Source organism: Micromonospora sp. HM134 (assembly GCF_007833915.1).
Taxonomy (GTDB): Bacteria; Actinomycetota; Actinomycetes; order Mycobacteriales; family Micromonosporaceae; genus Micromonospora; species Micromonospora wenchangensis.
This window is the reverse complement of the sequence record NZ_CP041061.1, coordinates 7,254,581-7,271,443: the sequence shown is the minus strand read 5'-3', so window position 1 is coordinate 7,271,443 and position 16,863 is coordinate 7,254,581. Positions and strand designations below refer to the sequence as shown.

General features: G+C 65.9%; 10 protein-coding genes and 2 pseudogenes. 6 read left to right on the top strand and 6 right to left on the bottom strand.

The genetic code is table 11. The annotated features are described in order from the left end of the window. Positions 1–4: 4 nt before the first annotated feature. Together FJK98_RS31630 and FJK98_RS31625 are read left to right on the top strand one after the other, a co-directional pair. Complete coding sequence (locus FJK98_RS31630; protein ID WP_205789305.1) at positions 5–1,849, top strand: hypothetical protein; 1,845 nt, start codon at positions 5–7, stop codon at positions 1,847–1,849. Beyond that, entirely contained in the window at positions 1,846–3,507 is a 1,662-nt protein-coding gene (locus FJK98_RS31625) for a UvrD-helicase domain-containing protein (protein WP_145922274.1), read from the top strand. The genes FJK98_RS31630 and FJK98_RS31625 overlap by 4 nt, the downstream gene beginning before the upstream one ends. A gap of 91 nt (positions 3,508–3,598) precedes the next feature. Here FJK98_RS31625 and FJK98_RS31620 read toward each other — a convergent pair. The 3 genes and pseudogenes from FJK98_RS31620 to FJK98_RS33735 form a co-directional block, all read right to left on the bottom strand. Continuing rightward, positions 3,599–4,860 (bottom strand): annotated as a pseudogene (locus FJK98_RS31620) (IS256 family transposase). 54 nt (positions 4,861–4,914) lie between these two features. Further along, positions 4,915–5,466 (bottom strand): transposase family protein, encoded by a 552-nt coding sequence (locus tag FJK98_RS33740; RefSeq protein WP_240762461.1) that lies wholly within the window; start codon positions 5,464–5,466, stop codon positions 4,915–4,917. Then, positions 5,424–5,735, bottom strand: a complete 312-nt coding sequence (locus FJK98_RS33735) for a transposase family protein (protein WP_205789303.1) — start codon at positions 5,733–5,735, stop codon at positions 5,424–5,426. Before FJK98_RS33735 ends, FJK98_RS33740 begins: the two co-directional genes overlap by 43 nt. A gap of 123 nt (positions 5,736–5,858) precedes the next feature. On the opposite strand from FJK98_RS33735, the gene FJK98_RS31610 reads away from it, so the two are divergent. The 3 genes from FJK98_RS31610 to FJK98_RS31595 all read left to right on the top strand — a co-directional run bounded on the left by FJK98_RS31610 (position 5,859) and on the right by FJK98_RS31595 (position 10,426). Further along, positions 5,859–6,485, top strand: a complete 627-nt coding sequence (locus FJK98_RS31610) for a hypothetical protein (protein ID WP_145922273.1) — start codon at positions 5,859–5,861, stop codon at positions 6,483–6,485. A 1,090-nt stretch (positions 6,486–7,575) separates the two neighbouring features. Continuing rightward, a complete protein-coding gene (locus FJK98_RS31600) occupies positions 7,576–8,457 on the top strand; it encodes a hypothetical protein (protein WP_145922272.1) in 882 nt (293 codons plus the stop codon). 727 nt (positions 8,458–9,184) lie between these two features. Then, on the top strand, positions 9,185–10,426 hold the full coding sequence (locus tag FJK98_RS31595; RefSeq protein WP_145922271.1) for a DNA cytosine methyltransferase: 1,242 nt from the start codon (positions 9,185–9,187) through the stop codon (positions 10,424–10,426). A 23-nt stretch (positions 10,427–10,449) separates the two neighbouring features. On the opposite strand, the gene FJK98_RS31590 is transcribed toward FJK98_RS31595, so the two are convergent. From FJK98_RS31590 to FJK98_RS31580, 3 genes are all read right to left on the bottom strand, one after another. Further along, entirely contained in the window at positions 10,450–12,636 is a 2,187-nt protein-coding gene (locus FJK98_RS31590; RefSeq protein ID WP_145922270.1) for a hypothetical protein, read from the bottom strand. After that, positions 12,626–14,335: an ATP-binding protein gene (locus FJK98_RS31585; protein WP_145922269.1), complete on the bottom strand. Its 1,710-nt coding sequence runs from the start codon at positions 14,333–14,335 to the stop codon at positions 12,626–12,628. Before FJK98_RS31585 ends, FJK98_RS31590 begins: the two co-directional genes overlap by 11 nt. 563 nt (positions 14,336–14,898) lie before the next feature. Next, on the bottom strand, positions 14,899–15,813 hold the full coding sequence (locus FJK98_RS31580) for a hypothetical protein (RefSeq protein WP_145922268.1): 915 nt from the start codon (positions 15,811–15,813) through the stop codon (positions 14,899–14,901). A gap of 700 nt (positions 15,814–16,513) precedes the next feature. Between FJK98_RS31580 and FJK98_RS31575 the strand changes: the two are divergent. Next, a pseudogene (locus FJK98_RS31575) lies at positions 16,514–16,757 on the top strand (transposase); the annotation flags it as partial. Between the last annotated feature and the right edge of the window lie 106 nt (positions 16,758–16,863).

The window sequence follows — 16,863 nt, the reverse complement described above, 5'->3', positions numbered from 1 at the left end:
CAGCGTGCGCGTTAGCAAGCTGATGATCGACTCTTTCCGCGGCTTTCGGTCCTTCGAGTTGCCGTGCCCAGGTCACGTTGTGCTTTCCGGCGTGCCCCGTGCTGGCCGCTCGGACGTCGTCTCAGCGCTCGCGCGCGTACTGCTCCCCGAGTCGTCGCGCGCCAGCCCGACCATGTCGGACCTGTGGCAAATCACGGTCACCGCCGCCGCCACCAGGGCCGAGCCGGGGGAAGACGAGGAGAGCAGAGATGGCCAGCCGCTAGGCGCAGCGCAGCGCCTCTCGTCGGTCGAGTCGCGACCCTACGCAAATATCGAGGTCACGCTGACGGACCTAGACCCAGAGCTGGAGCAGCTTTTCGAAGGCTTCCTGGAACGCTGCGGCCCGGACGGTTATGCGGTGGCAGAGGATCAGGCTCTGCCTGGCGCTCCCTGGTGCGTCCGCCTGGCTTACCGGCTGGTGTACGACTCCGATGTTGAGGCGTTGGAACACTTCGTCTACTACCCGCTGACTTCCAATCCTACGGCGGGTAAGTACACGCGGGTGCCGGCGTCAACCCGGCGCGCTCTACCGGTCGTGATGCTGAACGCCGGGCGGCCCTTGCAGCTTCGTGCAGGCTCCCCGCTGCGGCGAATCATCGACGAGCTCGACCCAACCGCTGCGGCAGGGGCCTTCGATGTGCTGCGCGCCCGTGTCACCGGTGCAGCGGAGGAACTCGCTGGTCACGACGCGGTAGCAGAAGCGGTGGGCGTGGCGCTGGCCAGCGGCGGTGTGGGTGCCTGCCTTGCGGACACGCCGGTTGGCACGGCGCAGGTTGGGTTCCGCGCCGATGACGGCTCGGCTGAGGCGCTGCTGAAGTCACTGCAACCGACGGTGAACCTGGACGCTGCAGGCCCACTCGCCTTGGCGAACCACGGCAGTACTGCAGCGTCCATGCTCGCTGTCGCGGAGGCGATCATGTTGGCGAGCGCGCCTGGCGCGGTCATCCTCGCGGACGACTTCGGTGACCAGCTCGATACCGCCAACGCCGAGCACCTGGCCGCCCGTCTGCGGGCCAGCGCGGGACAGTTGTGGTTGTCGACGCGCCGGCCCGAGGTCGCCCGAGCATTTGACCCGGAGGAACTCATCCGGCTGACCCGGCACGGCGGCGACCGGGCCTGGCACCGTTTGAAACGTCCAGCAGATCGAAGAGGCATCCGGGCGATGCGGCAGCTTCACACCCAGTTGCTGCCAGCGTTGACCTGCCCGACGGTCGCGATCACCGAAGGCCCGCACGACCTGGTCGTCTACGGAGAGGTTGATCGGCAGCGACTGCCCGGTGCCGCGCCACTCTCGGCAGCGGGTGTGCGTCTCATCGCGGCGGGCACCGGCCAAGACGGCGGCATCGGCGAGATCCCCGTCGTTGCCGACCTCGCCAGCAGCCTCGGTTTCCGCGTCATCGCCCTGATCGACCGCGACAAGGCCGAAGAGCAGACCATCAAGCAGATCGAAACGAGCTGCGACGTGGTAGTGCGCCTTCCGCCAAAGACCGCCATCGAGGGCGCGCTGCTGGCCGGTGCCGACATCGCCAAGGTCCGGACGGCGAGTGCCACCCTCACGGCCTTCCTCAGTCAAGACCCCGCTCACGGCGTGCCGGATGCGCAGGTCGTTGACGCCGTGAGGCGCTCACTGCATAAGAAGTCGCTGCATGGGCCGTTCCTCGATGCGCTCGTCGAGGAGACAAAGACACCCCCGCCGATGATCGTGGACGTGCTAAAACATGTCGCCGCCGCAGCCTCCCCCTTATACAGTGGCCCCACGGTCATCGATATCCCGCCGATTTCACTACCAGGCGCGACAGGCTCGTCATGATGTACAAACCAAGTGACGAGCAGCAGGCCGTGATCGACGCGGCCGCGCCCGTCATCCTCGTGCTCGCCGGAGCAGGCACCGGCAAGACCAGCACCGCCGCAGCCGCCGCCGGGAGCTTCTTGCGGATCGCCGATGCTCAGCGGGCGACCTTGCGCCGCGAAGCCGTCCTCGCCGGGCAACGTACCCGCCTCCCGGCGCAAGCCCGGGTGCTGTTCCTGTCGTTCTCCCGCACCGCTGTAGCCCAGGTGATTGACCGCGCCGCCGGGGTCATCGGCCCATACCTCAACCGCATCGATGTGTCGACGTTCCACGGCTTCGCCTGGCGGATCATCAACGACTTCGGCCAGTACCACGGCTACCCGGCACCGCAGCAGATCCTCAGTGCCGCCGAAGCGAAGGTTCCCGGAGGACCTGCCGGCCTCACCTACGACCAGCTCATGCCAGCCGCGTGCACCCTGCTGCGTATTCCGGAGATCGCGGCTCACTACACGGCCCGGTACGGCCTAGTCATCTGCGACGAGTTCCAAGACACCGACGACACCGAGTGGGCGTTCCTCCAGCTCATCGCGCCCCAAGCGCGCCGGATCTTCCTCGGCGACCTCAACCAGGCGATCTTCACCAGCATGAAGAACACCGACCCCGCCCGCCGTAAGGCATTGGCGGCGGCACTTCCCGGCGCGATCGAGCTTCCGTTGCCGGGAGCCAGCCACCGCGATCCCACCGGCATCCTGCCCGCAGCCGCCGACGCAGCCCGGGAGCGAAACTTCGGCCACCCCGCCATCGCTGAGGCGGTCCGCACCGGCCGTCTCACCGTCACCCGCTGCACCCCCAGCGACTACAACGAACGGATCACCGCGCTGATCCGCGCCGCCCGCACCCGGCAACACACCGTCAACGTTTTCACCCACACCATCATCGCCACAAGCCAGCTGTCCGACACACTGATCAAGCACGGCATCCCGCACGAACAGGTCGGCTTCACCGAGGCATACGGCGAGGCAATCGCGGCCCAGCACGCGCTTCTACGGTTCGCGCTCAACATCCCCGGCACCAGTGTGCGCCGCGCGCTCGCCGTCTACATCGCCGCCAACACCAGAGCCAAGGGCGGCGGACTGGCCCCGCTCGCCCAACAAATGCTCGACAAGACCAACCCCGCTCTCGAAGCAGCCCTCCGCTCCCTAGCCCTCGAGCTACGCCAGGCCGGCATCGCCGAAGGAGGACCCGAGTACGACCAGCTCATCAGCCTCATCGCCAGCGCGTACTCCCGGGTCGGCATGTTCCGAGGCGAGGAAACATGGGCCTGTGCCATGCCGCAAACCCGATCCGCAATTCACCAGATCCATGAAGGAATACCGTACGAGGATGTCGCAGAAACACTGACCGCAGCGCGCGCTGGCGTACTCGTAGGAGCAGGCAACCAACGCCCCCGACCCATCCAGGTCATGAACCTGCACCAAACCAAAGGCCGCGAAGCCGACACCACCATCCTGCTGCTACAGGAGGAGGAATACCACGGCGGCGAAGGAGAGCCCTTCCCTTCTGGCTCCAAACTCCTCTACGTGGTCATGACCAGAGCTCGCCAACAGGCCCATATCATCGTTCCCGCCACTCCCCATCCGCTGTGGCGGCCGCTTGTCGAGCAGTGCGGAGGCGCCTAACCTTTCTACGTTGACGAGATCGGGACTGTAAAACAACAACGGCGGGAGTGTGGCGTTTTCCGTGTTTGACCGCTGGGTGTGATCGAGGTTGTTAGATGGTGATCCGGTCGCCGTAGGCGAGGATCAGGGCGTTGAGGGCTTTGGCCCAACCGTAGACCCGGCCGGTGATGCTGCTGCCGCCCCGGCGTTTCTGTTGGACGACGAGGTAGAGGACTTTCATCGCGGCCTGCTCGGTGGGGAAGTGCCCGCGTCGGCGGGCGGCTTGCCGGAACCGGGCGTTGAGGCTTTCGATGATGTTGGTGGTGTAGAGGACCTTGCGGACTTCGTGGTCGTAGTCGAGGAACGGCACGAAGTGCGGCCACGAGGTCCGCCATAGGCGGATCACCGCCGGGTACTGGTCACCGAACTCGGTGGCGAACGCCTCGAACCGGGCCTCCGCAGCCGTCACGGTGGGGGCGGTGTAGATCTCCCGCAACGCAGGGGTGATTTTCTGCCAGTCCTTCCGGTTCGTATAGCGCAGCGACGCTCGTACCAAATGGACGACGCACTGTTGGTGCACCGCCTGCGGCCAGACTTGCTCGATCGCGTCGGTCATGCCCTTGAGGCCGTCGGAGCAGACCATGAACACGTCCTCCACACCCCGGTTGCGTAGTTCGGTGAGGTAGCCGGCCCACTGCTTCGCGCCCTCACCACCGGTCCCGGCCCACATGCCCAGCACATCGCGTTCCCCGTCGAGGCTGATCCCGACCGCCACGTAGACGGGCCGGTTCGCGACCTGCCCCTGCCGGATCTTCATCACCAGGGCGTCGATGAACACCACCGGATACACCTGTCCAGCGGCCGTTGCCGCCAGGCCTCCATCTCGTCCACGACGCTGTCGGTGACCCGGCTGATCAACTCCCGGGACACGTCGGCGTCGTACACGTCCGCCAGGTGCGCGGAGATCTCCCCCGTGGTCAACCCTTTGGCATACAGCGACAGGATCGCCTCGTTGAACCCGTCCAACCTGCGGACATGCTTGGGCACGATCCGCGGGGTGAACGACCCGGCCCGGTCCCGCGGGACCTGGATCCGCACCGGCCCAACCTCGGTCTGCACCGTCTTGGCCCCGTGCCCGTTGCGAATGTTGGTCCGCCGGCCGGTCTCCTCGTCTACGCCGACCTCGTCGAGGTGCGCATCCAGCTCCGCATCAAGCGCTGATTCCAGGACGGTGCGAGTGATCCCGGCCAAGAGCCCACCCGGCCCGACCAACGAGACTCCGTCGGCCTTGGCCCGCTCGACCAGTTGCTGCGCGAACTCCACCTCCGCCGCCGTCGGCTGCGGAAGCTGAACAGCGTTCTTCTTGTCTGCCATGACGTGGTCCTTCCTGGACAGGATCGACGTCCTGTCCAACGGACCACACCCAGGTCAAACACGGAAATCTACGCAGTCCCCGAACGGCCCCTCGTAGCGCCGGTTGGGTGTGGGCTGGTCGGGCCCTGATTCGCCGGCGTTGTGCTCGATGCGGTCGGTGTGTTGGTGTTCGGACAGGAGGCCGGCGATCGCGCGGATGGTGGTGTCGAAGGACTCGCGTCGGCCGTGGTAGCGGCCCAGGATTCGCCAGTTCGTCAGGTGTCCGATGGCGTGCTCGACGCGGATGCGCTCGGAGGAGTGCCGTTTGCGGATCGCCTGGTGTGCGGCGATGACGCTCGGTGGCAGTGAGGCCTGGCGTTTGCGTGGCTTGGGCCTGGGGGTGATGACCGCGCCGCCGGTGTCAGCACCCAGGCTCTGGTAGCCGACGTCGGCGAGGATCTGCACGCCGAGTGGCGCTTGCAGGAGAAGGTCGACGAGCCCGGCGGTGCGGGCATGGGTGATGTCGTGCATCGAGCCCGGACGGGTCTCGCCGCAGAACAGCAGCCGGCCGAGCGGATCGCAGATCACCAGGGCTTTGATGGTGTTGAGTCGGGCCTTGCCGGACACGAACCGGTCCCGCCCGCACGGCCCGCGACCGGCCGGCGCACCCGGACCTCGGTGGCGTCCATCAACGCCCGCGGGTGGTACCCGAGGTAGGCCACCACGTCGGAGAGGGTCCGCAGCCGGACATCGTCGCGCACCCGGCAGCCGCGCTCGGCCAGCAGCGGCCGGATCTCGGCGATGCTGCGGCTGATCGTCGAGCGGCGGACCCCGAACCAGGCCGCGACGACGTCGTGAGTCAGCCCGTGCCGCAGATGCACCAGGGTGGCCAGCACCCGATCAACGAACCCGAACCGGTGCTTGGCTCCCGCTCCGACACGGCGACAACGTGTCCGCGAGGCGAGCCGGTCACCGTGCCGTGCCCGCCACAGCGACCCCACCTCGCTGACCAGGCCCTCATGCACCTGACCGGCCCTGTGCTCGGCGACCGAAGTGCCTACGAGGCGATGCTGGCGACCTTCGTCGACGCGATCCGGCCCAACCAGCCGACCACCGTTGATGAGCTGTTCAATGCGATCGAGGCGTGCCATCGGACGGTCCGGGACGGCTTCGACACACCTGCCGGCCTCCTGCTCGCTGCGCGCTGTCACGCGCAGGATTTGGTCAACCCCATCGACGCCCGCAAGATCCGCGACGTCCTCGATCCCGCCGTGCCATGCCTGATCGAGCTATGCCGTCACGTCGGGGCGGCCATCGGCGAGTTCCACCTGGTCCACGATTCGTCGAAGACGATCAACCGGCACCTCCCATTGTTGCTGTCGCTCGACCAGCTCCCGGCGGTCACGCCTGGCCTCCCTGCGGAGGCGCTGCCGGTTGTCGACATCACCTTCGCCGACAGCAGCAGAACGCCGCAGCTGATCATCGCCGACTGGGTGGCCGGTGCCGTTCGGCAAGTCGGGCAAGCGCGGGCGACGGGTGCCAACGACGATCCGTTCGTTGCGCAGCTCGCCCCCCTCGCAGAGCGGTGGACCGTCGGCGGGGTATGGCCGAACAAAGATTTGATCACGACGCCGCGACGCATCTGATCCCGGTCGTCGCACCGCATCCCGGCCTCCAGACTCACCCGATTCCGAGATGCACTGCATATCGACTTAGCCCTGGGCCCTGCGAGTCTCAACCGGGCGAATCGCGGATCTTCATCGGCCAGGTGAAGGTCAACAGCCGGAGCAGTATCCTCACGGACCTCCGCACCCGTTCTGTCGTACCCGCTGCGTAGCGTGGTTGTCCGGTCAGTTGCGATCTGCCGGGGCCGAGGATGAACGCGGGCGCAGCCGCAGGAGGTCGAGGATGAAGGTGGTCAAGGCAGTGCGTGGATTTGATGCCGCACTCGACCGCGTGGCGCTGCTGTACCGTCGCGGGTCGAAGGCCGGAGGCCGTCCGCCCTTCGACCCCTTCGTACGCCGGTTGGCGTCCTGGCCGGCCTTGCTGCGGCGATCTTGCGTCGGCGCAGGTACGCCCGGCTGGCCTTCGACGCGTACGCCTTGGCAAACAGGACCCGAGTTGCCTCGACGACATGACTGACGACGGCGGTGTGAGAACAGTTAGGTTTGGTTGCCCGCGTCGCGTTCCCGGCCCTCGCGATCGTGGCTCGGGCGCTGTCGTCGCGCCCGCGCTATTTGCGCTCGGCTGCTGGCGAGGTTTCGGGGCGTGCCCTGATCGACCCCTCGGTCCTGACCGAAACCGCCCCACGACCAGACGCTGGCTAGCACCTCCGCGAGCGCCCTCAAGATCCCAGGCCGCTCGCGAGGTGACGTGCCGTGGAGGCAGATCGCTATCAGGCAGCACAGCCCGATCATGGTGACAGTGACCGAGGCTGCTGCCAATTCGCTAGGCGACACTTTGTCTCCTTTGTGAACAGGTTCCCATCCCAGGTGTCTGCCTACGGACGGGCTTGCCGTATCGATTACGCCACGCCCAAAATTCCGGTCCGGAGAGAAGTTTGCGGGGTTGTAACGTGAGGCGGTGCCCCGTGGACCAGTGGGCGGCGCTACCGCCGCTCTCATCGCTGCCCTAGCCCGTCGCGGGGTGCACGTGTCCCCGTATCAGGTAGAGCGGTGGCGAGCCAGTGGCGACCTGCCTCGACCGGTTCGGCGTGGCCTCGGCCGAGGTCGAGGGGTGGTCTCCGAAGAACCGGATGAGCAGATGCTCAACATGGCGATCGCGCTGGCGAAAGGCTCCCGGCGTGGATCCCGTCGGATGGGCGCCCACGTTGTCGAACGACTCGGTATGGGCCAATCGGTAGACGAACAGGACGTGCGTTGCGCGATCGCGGCTGTGCTGGATGACCTAGCCTGCCTTACCGGTGCCGACCTCGGCGACACTGACGAAGGGTGGCAGGCACGCCACACCATCGCAGACCGCGCGGCCCGAGAATTCCAGGTGGCCAGCTGGCAGGAACTCATCGCCGCGTTCGACGGACAGGACCCTGCTCCGGATCCGCCACCCGACAGGCGGCGGGCAGCCGCTGCGGGCTTTGTACACGCGTTCAACCACGGTGAAGAGGCATTAGCCGACGATGTAATCGAGATCTTTGGCCTGCTCGGAATGACTGACGGACAGCGTGAGGAACTGCGGCGGGCTCAGCGTGAGGCGGAGCTATGCGGCGAGGACCCCTTGGGGAGCATCGCAGAAGCACTGTCACTCAGGACCCTGCGCCGGGTCGCCGCTACGGCCAGCATCGATGCGCTGAGCCGCGCCGTCCAGGCCATCGCGACCATCGGCGCCTACCAGACCATTGTCCTTCTGGTCGGCGCGCTGGACCTCGCCGGATCCCGTCCTTATCTCGGGCCCCTCAACCGCATCGACAGCAAGATGATTCGGACACTGCAAGCTGACCCGATGTGGCTACAAGCCAGTACCATCATGCTTAGCATGCGGCCGCGGCTGCGGGTACGACAGCTCGTCATCCTTGCCCTCGGACTGCTTGTTGCCGGGACCCTACCGGCGTGGGAGGCATACCGTGACCGGCTGCTGCGGCTTGTCGGCCACGAGCACTGACGACTGCTCCTGCCTATGCCCGTCTCCCGCTTGGGTGCCCCTGGCGCTGGCTGAATACGTAGCGACCCCGGCGCTGAAGTGGCCCGCCACCAGGGCACCGGACAGCGGCTCGACGCCTGGGTCGACCGCGCCCGGCCGGCCACTCCGATCTCCGGGGTTCGCCGCTGGCTTGATAAGCGACTGCGACGCCGTCGTGGCCGGCCTCAACCAGCCCTGGAGCTCAAGCCCGGTCGAAGGCCATGTCAACCTCATCAGAACCATCAAGCGACAGGTGTACGGCCACGCGAATCTTGACCCTTGCGTACACGAGCCGGCCGATGAGCCGTGTGGCCGTGTTCAGGTCCTCGGCGTGCGCCGCGGCCGTCCGCGGCGCGGTCTGTCAGCTGTCGAAGAGTGGGCGTGAGTGGCTATGGCAATCTCCGCCGTGGAGGTTTTCCGGTACTGGGCCAGCCGTGCGGCGAGCACGGCACCGTCAAGAGGCTGCTCGCAGATGAGCGTGGCGACCAGCTCAGAGGCGCTCGCGGCGACCCCGCCTGATGCACCTTCGACCAGTGCGACCAGCAGGCGCAGCCGTTCGTCTACGGCGACGGGCCACTCCATGCTCGTCTTGCGCCTGCTTCGCTCCACGGCACTCCCTCTCGCCCGAGCATTGCTGTCCGGTGCTGGATCGCTTTATATAATTAGCGTACGATGCTGGCTGCGTTGATCACTATGTGAAGGGCAGCCGATGTCGGACGATGCCGCGCGTCAACGTGCTGGGCACGATAGCTGGACGAAGCCGTGGGCAGTCGCAGAAGTCTTCGCTGGGGCCGGCTCGGTCGCTCACGGCTTTGCGCGAGCGGCTGGCTTCGAGGTCGCCTACCTCAACGACATTGACGAATACGCCCGGCGCACCTACCAGGCGAACTACGGCACGACAGTGCGGTACGACCTCGTCGACGTGCGGTCGGTAACCGGGCAGGTGATTAAGGACGCGGCGGATGGGCGACCAGTAGCCGGCCTGCTTGGTTGCCCACCATGCCAGGGCTGGTCGGCAGCCGGACAGCGAGCGGCCAACGACCCACGCAACCTGCTGCTGGACGACTTCTTTCGCCTGGTTGCAGAGATAAAGCCGTTGTTCTTCGTCATGGAGAACGTCCCCAGTGTCGCGGACCGCGCCGAACTGGCGGTGGCCATGGCAGCGCTCGCGCCGGATTACCGCACGTGGCACGGGGTCCTCAACGCAGCGTCGTATGGGCTGCCCCAATCTCGCCAGCGGACGATCGTGATCGGCTACCACAAAGACACTGAGGTGCAGCCGACACCGCCGCCTCCCACCCACGGTGGTAGCCGCCTCATCTGGGACTACCGCACCGAACGGCTCGTGGAACCGACAGTCGAACGACTCGACGCGTTGCTTGGAGCCGCGCCGCGATTTGGAGCGCCAAAACACAAGCAGTACAGCATGCGCGAGCACTATGGCGACGGACTCGGAGGCCTGCCGCCCTTCGTCACGGTGGGCGAGGCAATTCGGGACCTCGCCCCCGACTTCGCCGGAAGGCTCTCCGCCTACGCCAAACGGCTGTCCACGCCCCGCAGCATGCCGAGGAATCACCATGCTTGGGGGCATGGACCGAGTCTCGTTGACCGGATGGCCATGGTTAAGGAAGGGCGCCGACCGCCGATCGAGGCGACCAACAACCGTCGGTACTACTCCCAAGCGTACGCGCGACTTCATCGTCGGGGGTTGGCGCGCACGATCACCACCAATTTCCACAATCCCGGCTGCGGCCGATTCTTGCACTACCAACTGCACCGCAGTCTCACTGTCCGTGAGGCCGCCCGTCTCCAGGGTTTCCGCGACGACTTCTTCTTCATTGATCATCATGGCTGGCAGGAAAGGATCGTTGGCAATGCGTTCCCACCGCTGTGGGCCGAGGTCATTGCACGCCACGTCAGTGACCAACTGCACGCAGTCCTTGCTGGCTGACTCCACCCCCCATTGTACGCGGATCACTCGGGCTGGTCGGCATTGCCGGACTCGATCTCCTTGGCCCGTTGATCACGCAACCGCGCTTGAACCTCGAAGTAGCGCCGCGCGCTCAGGGGTCGCAGACTGACAGCGTCGTCAGTGGCCCGGCGGGCTCTGCCCAGCCGGTGCAGGTTGGCAACGATTGCCGACTTGAGTTCGGTTTCCAGCCTCTTGCCGAGCGCCTTGCACAGTTCGTGTGCACGATAAACTACGGACGGCACCGTCTTGACGAGGCGCTTGCCGGTCAGGAAGTTGTGGTCGCGGTCGGTGCTGAACTTGACATGCATGAGTGCGGCTACCAGCAGCTCGATATTGCGCCGAACCTGTCGTGTGGCCTGCGCGGCGGACGCTGCGGTGTCAGGACCGCAGAACCGGAGTGATTCCAAAAACTCGTAGCGTGGCGCGAGCGGTAACGGCTGACCACCGCTGTGGCCGATGTAGAACATCACGTAGTCCGCCTCTTCGCACATGCGAACCCAGGGATCATCCTCGATGACGTCGACGGTCTTCCAGTAGCTGTCCATACCCGGCCGGGCAAGATGATCCCTTTGGCGCTCACGCATCTTGTCGACCCAGAACTCGGGCGACTCGTGCTCGTAGAGGCGCACGACGTCGGTCAGAGCGTGAAAGGGCCTGGCCACCGCGAACGTGCAGAAGAACCCGTCGCCTGGATTCTCGGGCAGGAGGGTCGCGAGGAGCGCGGTGACAGCCTCGTTGTCGTTGAGCATGGCTCCCCGGGACACGTCCCAACCAGGGTCGATGGGAGCGGTGCCCGAGCCGGGGTGGCCGTTCTTGATGAACCAGTTGATGATTGTGCCGAACAGGTGTAGTTGGCTTCCCTTCACCGCGCCAGCGAAGATCGGGGGCTGACGGCGGGATCGGATATGCGTGAGGATCCGATGCGAGATCTGCACCCCGGTGCGCACCATGTTCCCGTAAGCGTCGTTGCGCTGGTAGTGGTTCGCCTCACGTTCCTGGAGGGTCACCGTGCCATCGCGTAGGTGTACGCGCGGGGCCGGCAACAGACGGCCATCGCCGCCCATCGCCGGGGCGTCCCCGACGAAGACGCGTTCGTCGGCGCGCCACTGCACCACGTCAGTGGCGCACTTTGCCATGTGCTCGTACTCGCCCTCAGTCAGATCCCGAAACATGAACGGTGCCATAACCATGCCGGCGTTGGTGGGGCTGTCGATGGCACTGCGGGTGATCGGCACGCTGTACACACGGCTGGGGTGCCGCTGGCGGTTGAGACCTTCCATATGAAGGTAGGCGAGCGAATTGTTGAAGGTAACGACCTCACTGCCACCGTCGTCAACGAACGCTTTGGCGGTGTCGATGCTCATCACGCTGGAGTAGGTACTGCCGTCGCTGCCGGCCACCACCACATTGGTCCAGTCGCCTGGCGCGGAGGGATTGGCGGCCTGAACGAAGTAGATCACGGAATCGCCGAACACCCGCAACATGAGCTCGGCGTCCAGGTGCGCCGTGTCGACAGTGGCCATGACAGCACCCGCGCCGCTGTTGGACACACTGCTAGCCGGGGGCACGTACACCGCGTCCCAGCTAAGCCCAAACCATCGGTAGCACAGATTTTCCAGCTCCGTCCGGGCGGCCTTGAGTCGGCGGCGGTGGGGCTCGTCGTCTCCGCCATGCGCTTGCCAAGCGGCGACATCGGCGTTGTACAGCTCAACCTTGGCGAGAATCACATCGCGTACAAGGTCCCGCGGCGGCACCTTCTGCAAAGCCAACGCCGCCTCGCGGAGTGCACCCTTGCGACTGCCGTGCACATACTCCCTGGCATCGATCAAGGCGGCGATCGCCTCGGTGGGCTTCAACTCCTCCAAGAGCTGATCGATGTCATCCAAACTGAACGCGGTGTCTGCGTGCAGCGCAGGGGCCAATGCGTACCGTTGCGCATCGGCGCCACCAGCTTGGACTTCGACCAACCGGCCGTCGAGCACAAGCCGGGCCACCAGCTTGTGGTACGCCTGGACAGTGACGGTGTCCCGCACGACACCGCCGGACGTGACCAACTCGACTCCCGTATTAGTCAGGTGGTCATGCAGCTCTCGTACGCTTGCGCCGACGGCGGAGTCGATCTCCCGGAGCCGATTGAAGATGGCCTGCTCACGCTCATGGACGTCGAACTTGCGCTCCTCACCGGGCATCCGCGGCGCCTCCGTCCTTCAAGCTGTCGTCGGGGACGATATCGGACAACCGCTTCTTGCCCGGCCAGCCGCGCTCCCGTAGGTCGGCGAACACGTTGGGGGTGGCCCCGCCGTGGTGGGTGACCCGGCTGCGGATATCGACCACAGTCGCGTGCCGGACGGTCTCCGCGACGCCGGTCAGCACGCACGTACCACGGGGCAGCTTCGGCAATGAACGGACCATCTCAGCCGGAGCATCGGCGAAGATACCTCGCAGCGAGTCGAGTTGATCGGGCTCGATGGTGTGCACGAACCGAGTCAAGAGCCGCTTGAGCACCGCACGGTCCACGTCGGATGGACTCTGAGTCGTCAGGATCAACCCAAGTCGGTAGTGGCGTCCGATACGGGCGATCTCGCGCAGTACCTGGGTCGAGACAAGCTTGTCGTCGTTGGGCGATACCAGGTGAAACTCGTCGATCGACAGCACGGTGAAGGGAATGGCCCGTTGACGGGCGAGGTTCTGCAGGTCGCGGGCGACGGCGGCGGCGATGATCCGGAGGTCGTTCAGCAGGACGCCTCGGCAGTCAAGATTTACGAATGCGCCCGGCTTGAGTACGTTGACCCAGGAGAACTGCGGCCCCAGGTAGGGCCGCCGCTCCAGCGCCTTGGCTCGCAGCTGCGCTGGTCGCAACGTCTGCGGTTTGGCCATGTCGAGCTCGGGGGCTTGGACGCCGATCTCCTCCACTAGATCCGCCACTGTGAACCCGATACCGTCCGCGCGTAACTTGCGCTGCAGGACATCGAAGGAGTAGCCAATCAGGATCTCGTACTGTGTCCCTTTCTGAACGCCGGCGATCGCCTCGATGAGATCTTCTCGGGTCAGCGCGCTGACGGGAAGGGTGAACCCCTCGCCAGGCCGCACATTCACGCCACCGAGTTGCTCGGCAGCGTCAATCATCTCCCCGTTGACGTCGATGTTCACCTGCGGCACCCCGAGCCGGTGCAGTTCCTCGCCGAGAACGCCGCGGGTGTAGCTCTTGCCGCTACCGATGCCGCCAACGATCAGTACATGCCGCTGAACGGCACCAGGGTCGATGGTGACGGGGATAGAACCGTCGCTGTGCAGGCTGCCCATGTGTAGGCCATCGTCAGGGTTGGGCGGAAAACCCATCGCTGTGGTGACCATGTCGGCCTGCGGCCTGCGGACCGCATCGCCAGCGCGGGGAAGAGTCCGGATCTCGGTCGGGTCGCCGATGCCGCGCGTGACGATGGGCAGTTCCTCCACCGGCTCGCACCGCACCACCCTGAAAATTACTGTGGATTCGCCCTCCGTGGCGTAGGTGCTATCGAACGGGAGAACATCGCGCACCGTGGCGCTCTGCGGGTCCTCGTGCGGGTTGACCTCGTGCACGTCCAGCACCCGGCCCAGCACCCACGAGAGTAGATGGCCCTCGCGGTTCCGGCCCTCGATCGCCACGAATTCCCCCGGGCTAACCGTGACGTGGGCGGCGAGCCGGAACCGTACCTCCTCGAACGTCGGCGACTTGTCGTCGCTGATGACCGTGCCGAGCAGTTCGTCCGGCCCATCCTGCACAGCCAAAAGCTCGCCATCAAGGACGAGGGTCTCGCGTCGTCTGTCAGCCTCCGCAGTTGACACGTCTCCTTCGGGCTTGCCTTTCCCGTCCGGGTTTAGCCAGGCCGGGAGCGTCGGGTCCTCCATGCCATCTCCAACCGTTAACCACTAACCAGTGAGTGGTTAACGGTGACAGAGTCGGAGTCCGTGCGCAACTAATCGGCTCGGCGAGTCGCGTCCGGCCCCCAGTCATGGCAGACGATCTGACCCAACGGGGTTGTCCGCGTAACGAGGTGACGAGGAAGCCTGAGGCTGACCCGGTTTGACGGGAATCCCAGCTCAGAGGGGTGGTGTGCTCCTCCGGAGGATGCTCATCGGAAGGCAGGGGAGATCGTCGAGGTGTGCTGACGGCGTGATCGGTCGGTGCACAGATCGCGAGAGATTCGACCTGACCGAGACTGCGGTGCGGGACGGGTCAAGCAGGCCGACCTCGACGCCGGAACCTGCAGTGACGGGTTGACCAGCGACGAGCGGGAGGAGTTGACGCGCTGCGGCGGGAGAACCGTCGGCTGCGGGACGACGTCGACACCCTCAAACGGGCCCCACCGCCTGATGGGCCAAGGTGGTCACTAGCGAAACCAGCCAGTCCGACGAGGCGGCGCACCACAAAACGCGGTGCGCCGCGCCAGGCGGAACCTTTCGCCGGATCGTCAGAAGGATGCCGCGTACGGGCGCTCGGGCATGTCGTCGAACGGCTCGAACAGGCTGGCGATCGTCTTGGCGTGCAGCTTGCCCGGGTTGGTCATCAGCATGGCGTAGTCGCTGTCCTGGAAGAGCGCCTGGAGGATGATGTCCCAGTCGTAGTCGGCCGTGGAGTCGGGTAGCTGCTTCAGGTCGTCGTCGAAGGCGCCGATTTCGAGTTCGACGCTGGCACGATCGGTCATGAGGTGCAGGGCCATCTCCTCGGCGTTGGTACGCGGGTGGGGCTCTGCGCCGTGGGCGAGGTCGGCAGCCAGGTCGAGGAACGCGGTGCGGAACCGGCCGACCGCGATCGGGGAGAGATGCCGGAAGAACGGTGGGAGGAACTCCTCCCATCCGTCGGGGTCCTCCAGGGCCTCCGTGATCTCGTCGCTGAGGATCTCTGCGGCGACGTGCAGCAGTAGCGCGGTCCGTGGTGTGATCACCGGCGGCAGACAGGTGTCGCAATCGCCGCTGTCGCAGGCAGCACAGTCGAGGCATCCCTCGCCGCACGTCGTGCAGGTGTCGCATCCATTCGTCGGGCAGCCGGTGACCGGGAAACTGGTGAATCCGGCGGTCGCTCGGCGTCGCAGGTGCACCGCCAGGGCGTGAGTGTTGGTGTCGAGGTCATCGAGAATCGAGGTCACGGAGGCGCGGACCGGGCCCGGCTCGGCATCGAGCGCGGCCAGCAACCGGTCCCGGGTCAGCTCGGGTGGGTGCCCGACGGTCATCAGGTTCAACAGGTCCGCGATGGTGTCGGCTCGCTCCGCCGTGGGGAACGTGGCCAGGGCCTCCACCGTTTCCCCGCCGCCGTGGTCGACGATGGCGAACACCCGATGGGTGCTGGCGGTGTGCTGCGGCAGGAAGCCGTGATAGATCGTCTTCATCTGGGAGTCCTTCGATGAGCGGGCGCATTCAATTCGCGGGCGCTCCGCGAGGGAGAGAGCAGGGCGGGGCTGCACGTCGCAGTACGTCCACAACGCCGGTGCCCAGGAAGATTCGCGGCTGCCTGCCAGAGTCCGACCCTGGCCGCGTAACCAGATACCTGAATATCAGAGTCAGACCTACCGGGCAAGTCTCCTCCTCGCCGGAGCGCCGCGTGCTCCTCGGCGGATCCGACTTTCCGCGGCGAATGTGGCCGTCGCACCCGCCCTGATCCGGCCTGGCCGGGGTGATCGGGGGTGCTCCGTGGGTGCTCGGACGTCGGGGGACCGGTCCGGATGGACTGGACTGAGTCGGATTTTCGGCTCCGGCTTCGAGTGCCAAACATATTGACTCTAATCGCCCTAGCCCCGTACCTGATACAACGTATTCGGACTACGGATCAGAAGGTTAGGGGTTCGAGTCCCTTCGGGCGCACAAGATCATGAGGGGTCTGACCTGCCGAAATAGCGGTCAGGCCCCTTTGCTTTTCCGCCCCTTGTGGTCGATTGGGTGCTCGGTTGGTGCTCGTGCGACGAGCATCCCCACATTCGGCCGCGTCCGGTCCGTGGCTGGGCCCGTCCGGGTGGATTCTGATCCTGGAAGGTTCAGTCGCTGCCGATCCCACACTCTTGTTCCTGGCATCGAGTGGTTTCGGCGGTTGGCGACGTGTCGGGCCTTGACGTGGCCTCCGGCGAAGATGGGGCGCGCCGGCTGACGTTCCTACGGTCACTGACCCGCCTGCGGCCCGTCCGGTGTCGGCCTGGTCACCTCCGACGCCCCCGCCGGCCTCGTCGCCGCTCTGCCCGGCGCCTCCTGGCAGGGGTGCCGCACCCACTATCTGCGCAACCTGCTCGCGAAGGTCTCTAGATCGGCGCAGCCGTGGATCGCCACCCTGGTCCGCACGATCCGACAGTTGTCCTGCCCGGAGCCTCGCATTCATCAGTCACCGGGCCTACCACACCGCCATGAGCAGCAAGATCAGCTGGAAGAGGGCTCATTCGCTTCCAGGTAGA

Bases quoted from the DNA above. Each gene is read 5' to 3' on its own strand.
- FJK98_RS31610 (WP_145922273.1), top strand. From the start codon at position 5,859: ATGCACCTGACCGGCCCTGTGCTCGGCGACCGAAGTGCCTACGAGGCG.
- FJK98_RS31590 (WP_145922270.1), bottom strand. From the start codon at position 12,636: ATGCCCGGTGAGGAGCGCAAGTTCGACGTCCATGAGCGTGAGCAGGCC.
- FJK98_RS31625 (WP_145922274.1), top strand. From the start codon at position 1,846: ATGATGTACAAACCAAGTGACGAGCAGCAGGCCGTGATCGACGCGGCC.
- FJK98_RS31585 (WP_145922269.1), bottom strand. From the start codon at position 14,335: ATGGAGGACCCGACGCTCCCGGCCTGGCTAAACCCGGACGGGAAAGGC.
- FJK98_RS31580 (WP_145922268.1), bottom strand. From the start codon at position 15,813: ATGAAGACGATCTATCACGGCTTCCTGCCGCAGCACACCGCCAGCACC.
- FJK98_RS31595 (WP_145922271.1), top strand. From the start codon at position 9,185: ATGTCGGACGATGCCGCGCGTCAACGTGCTGGGCACGATAGCTGGACG.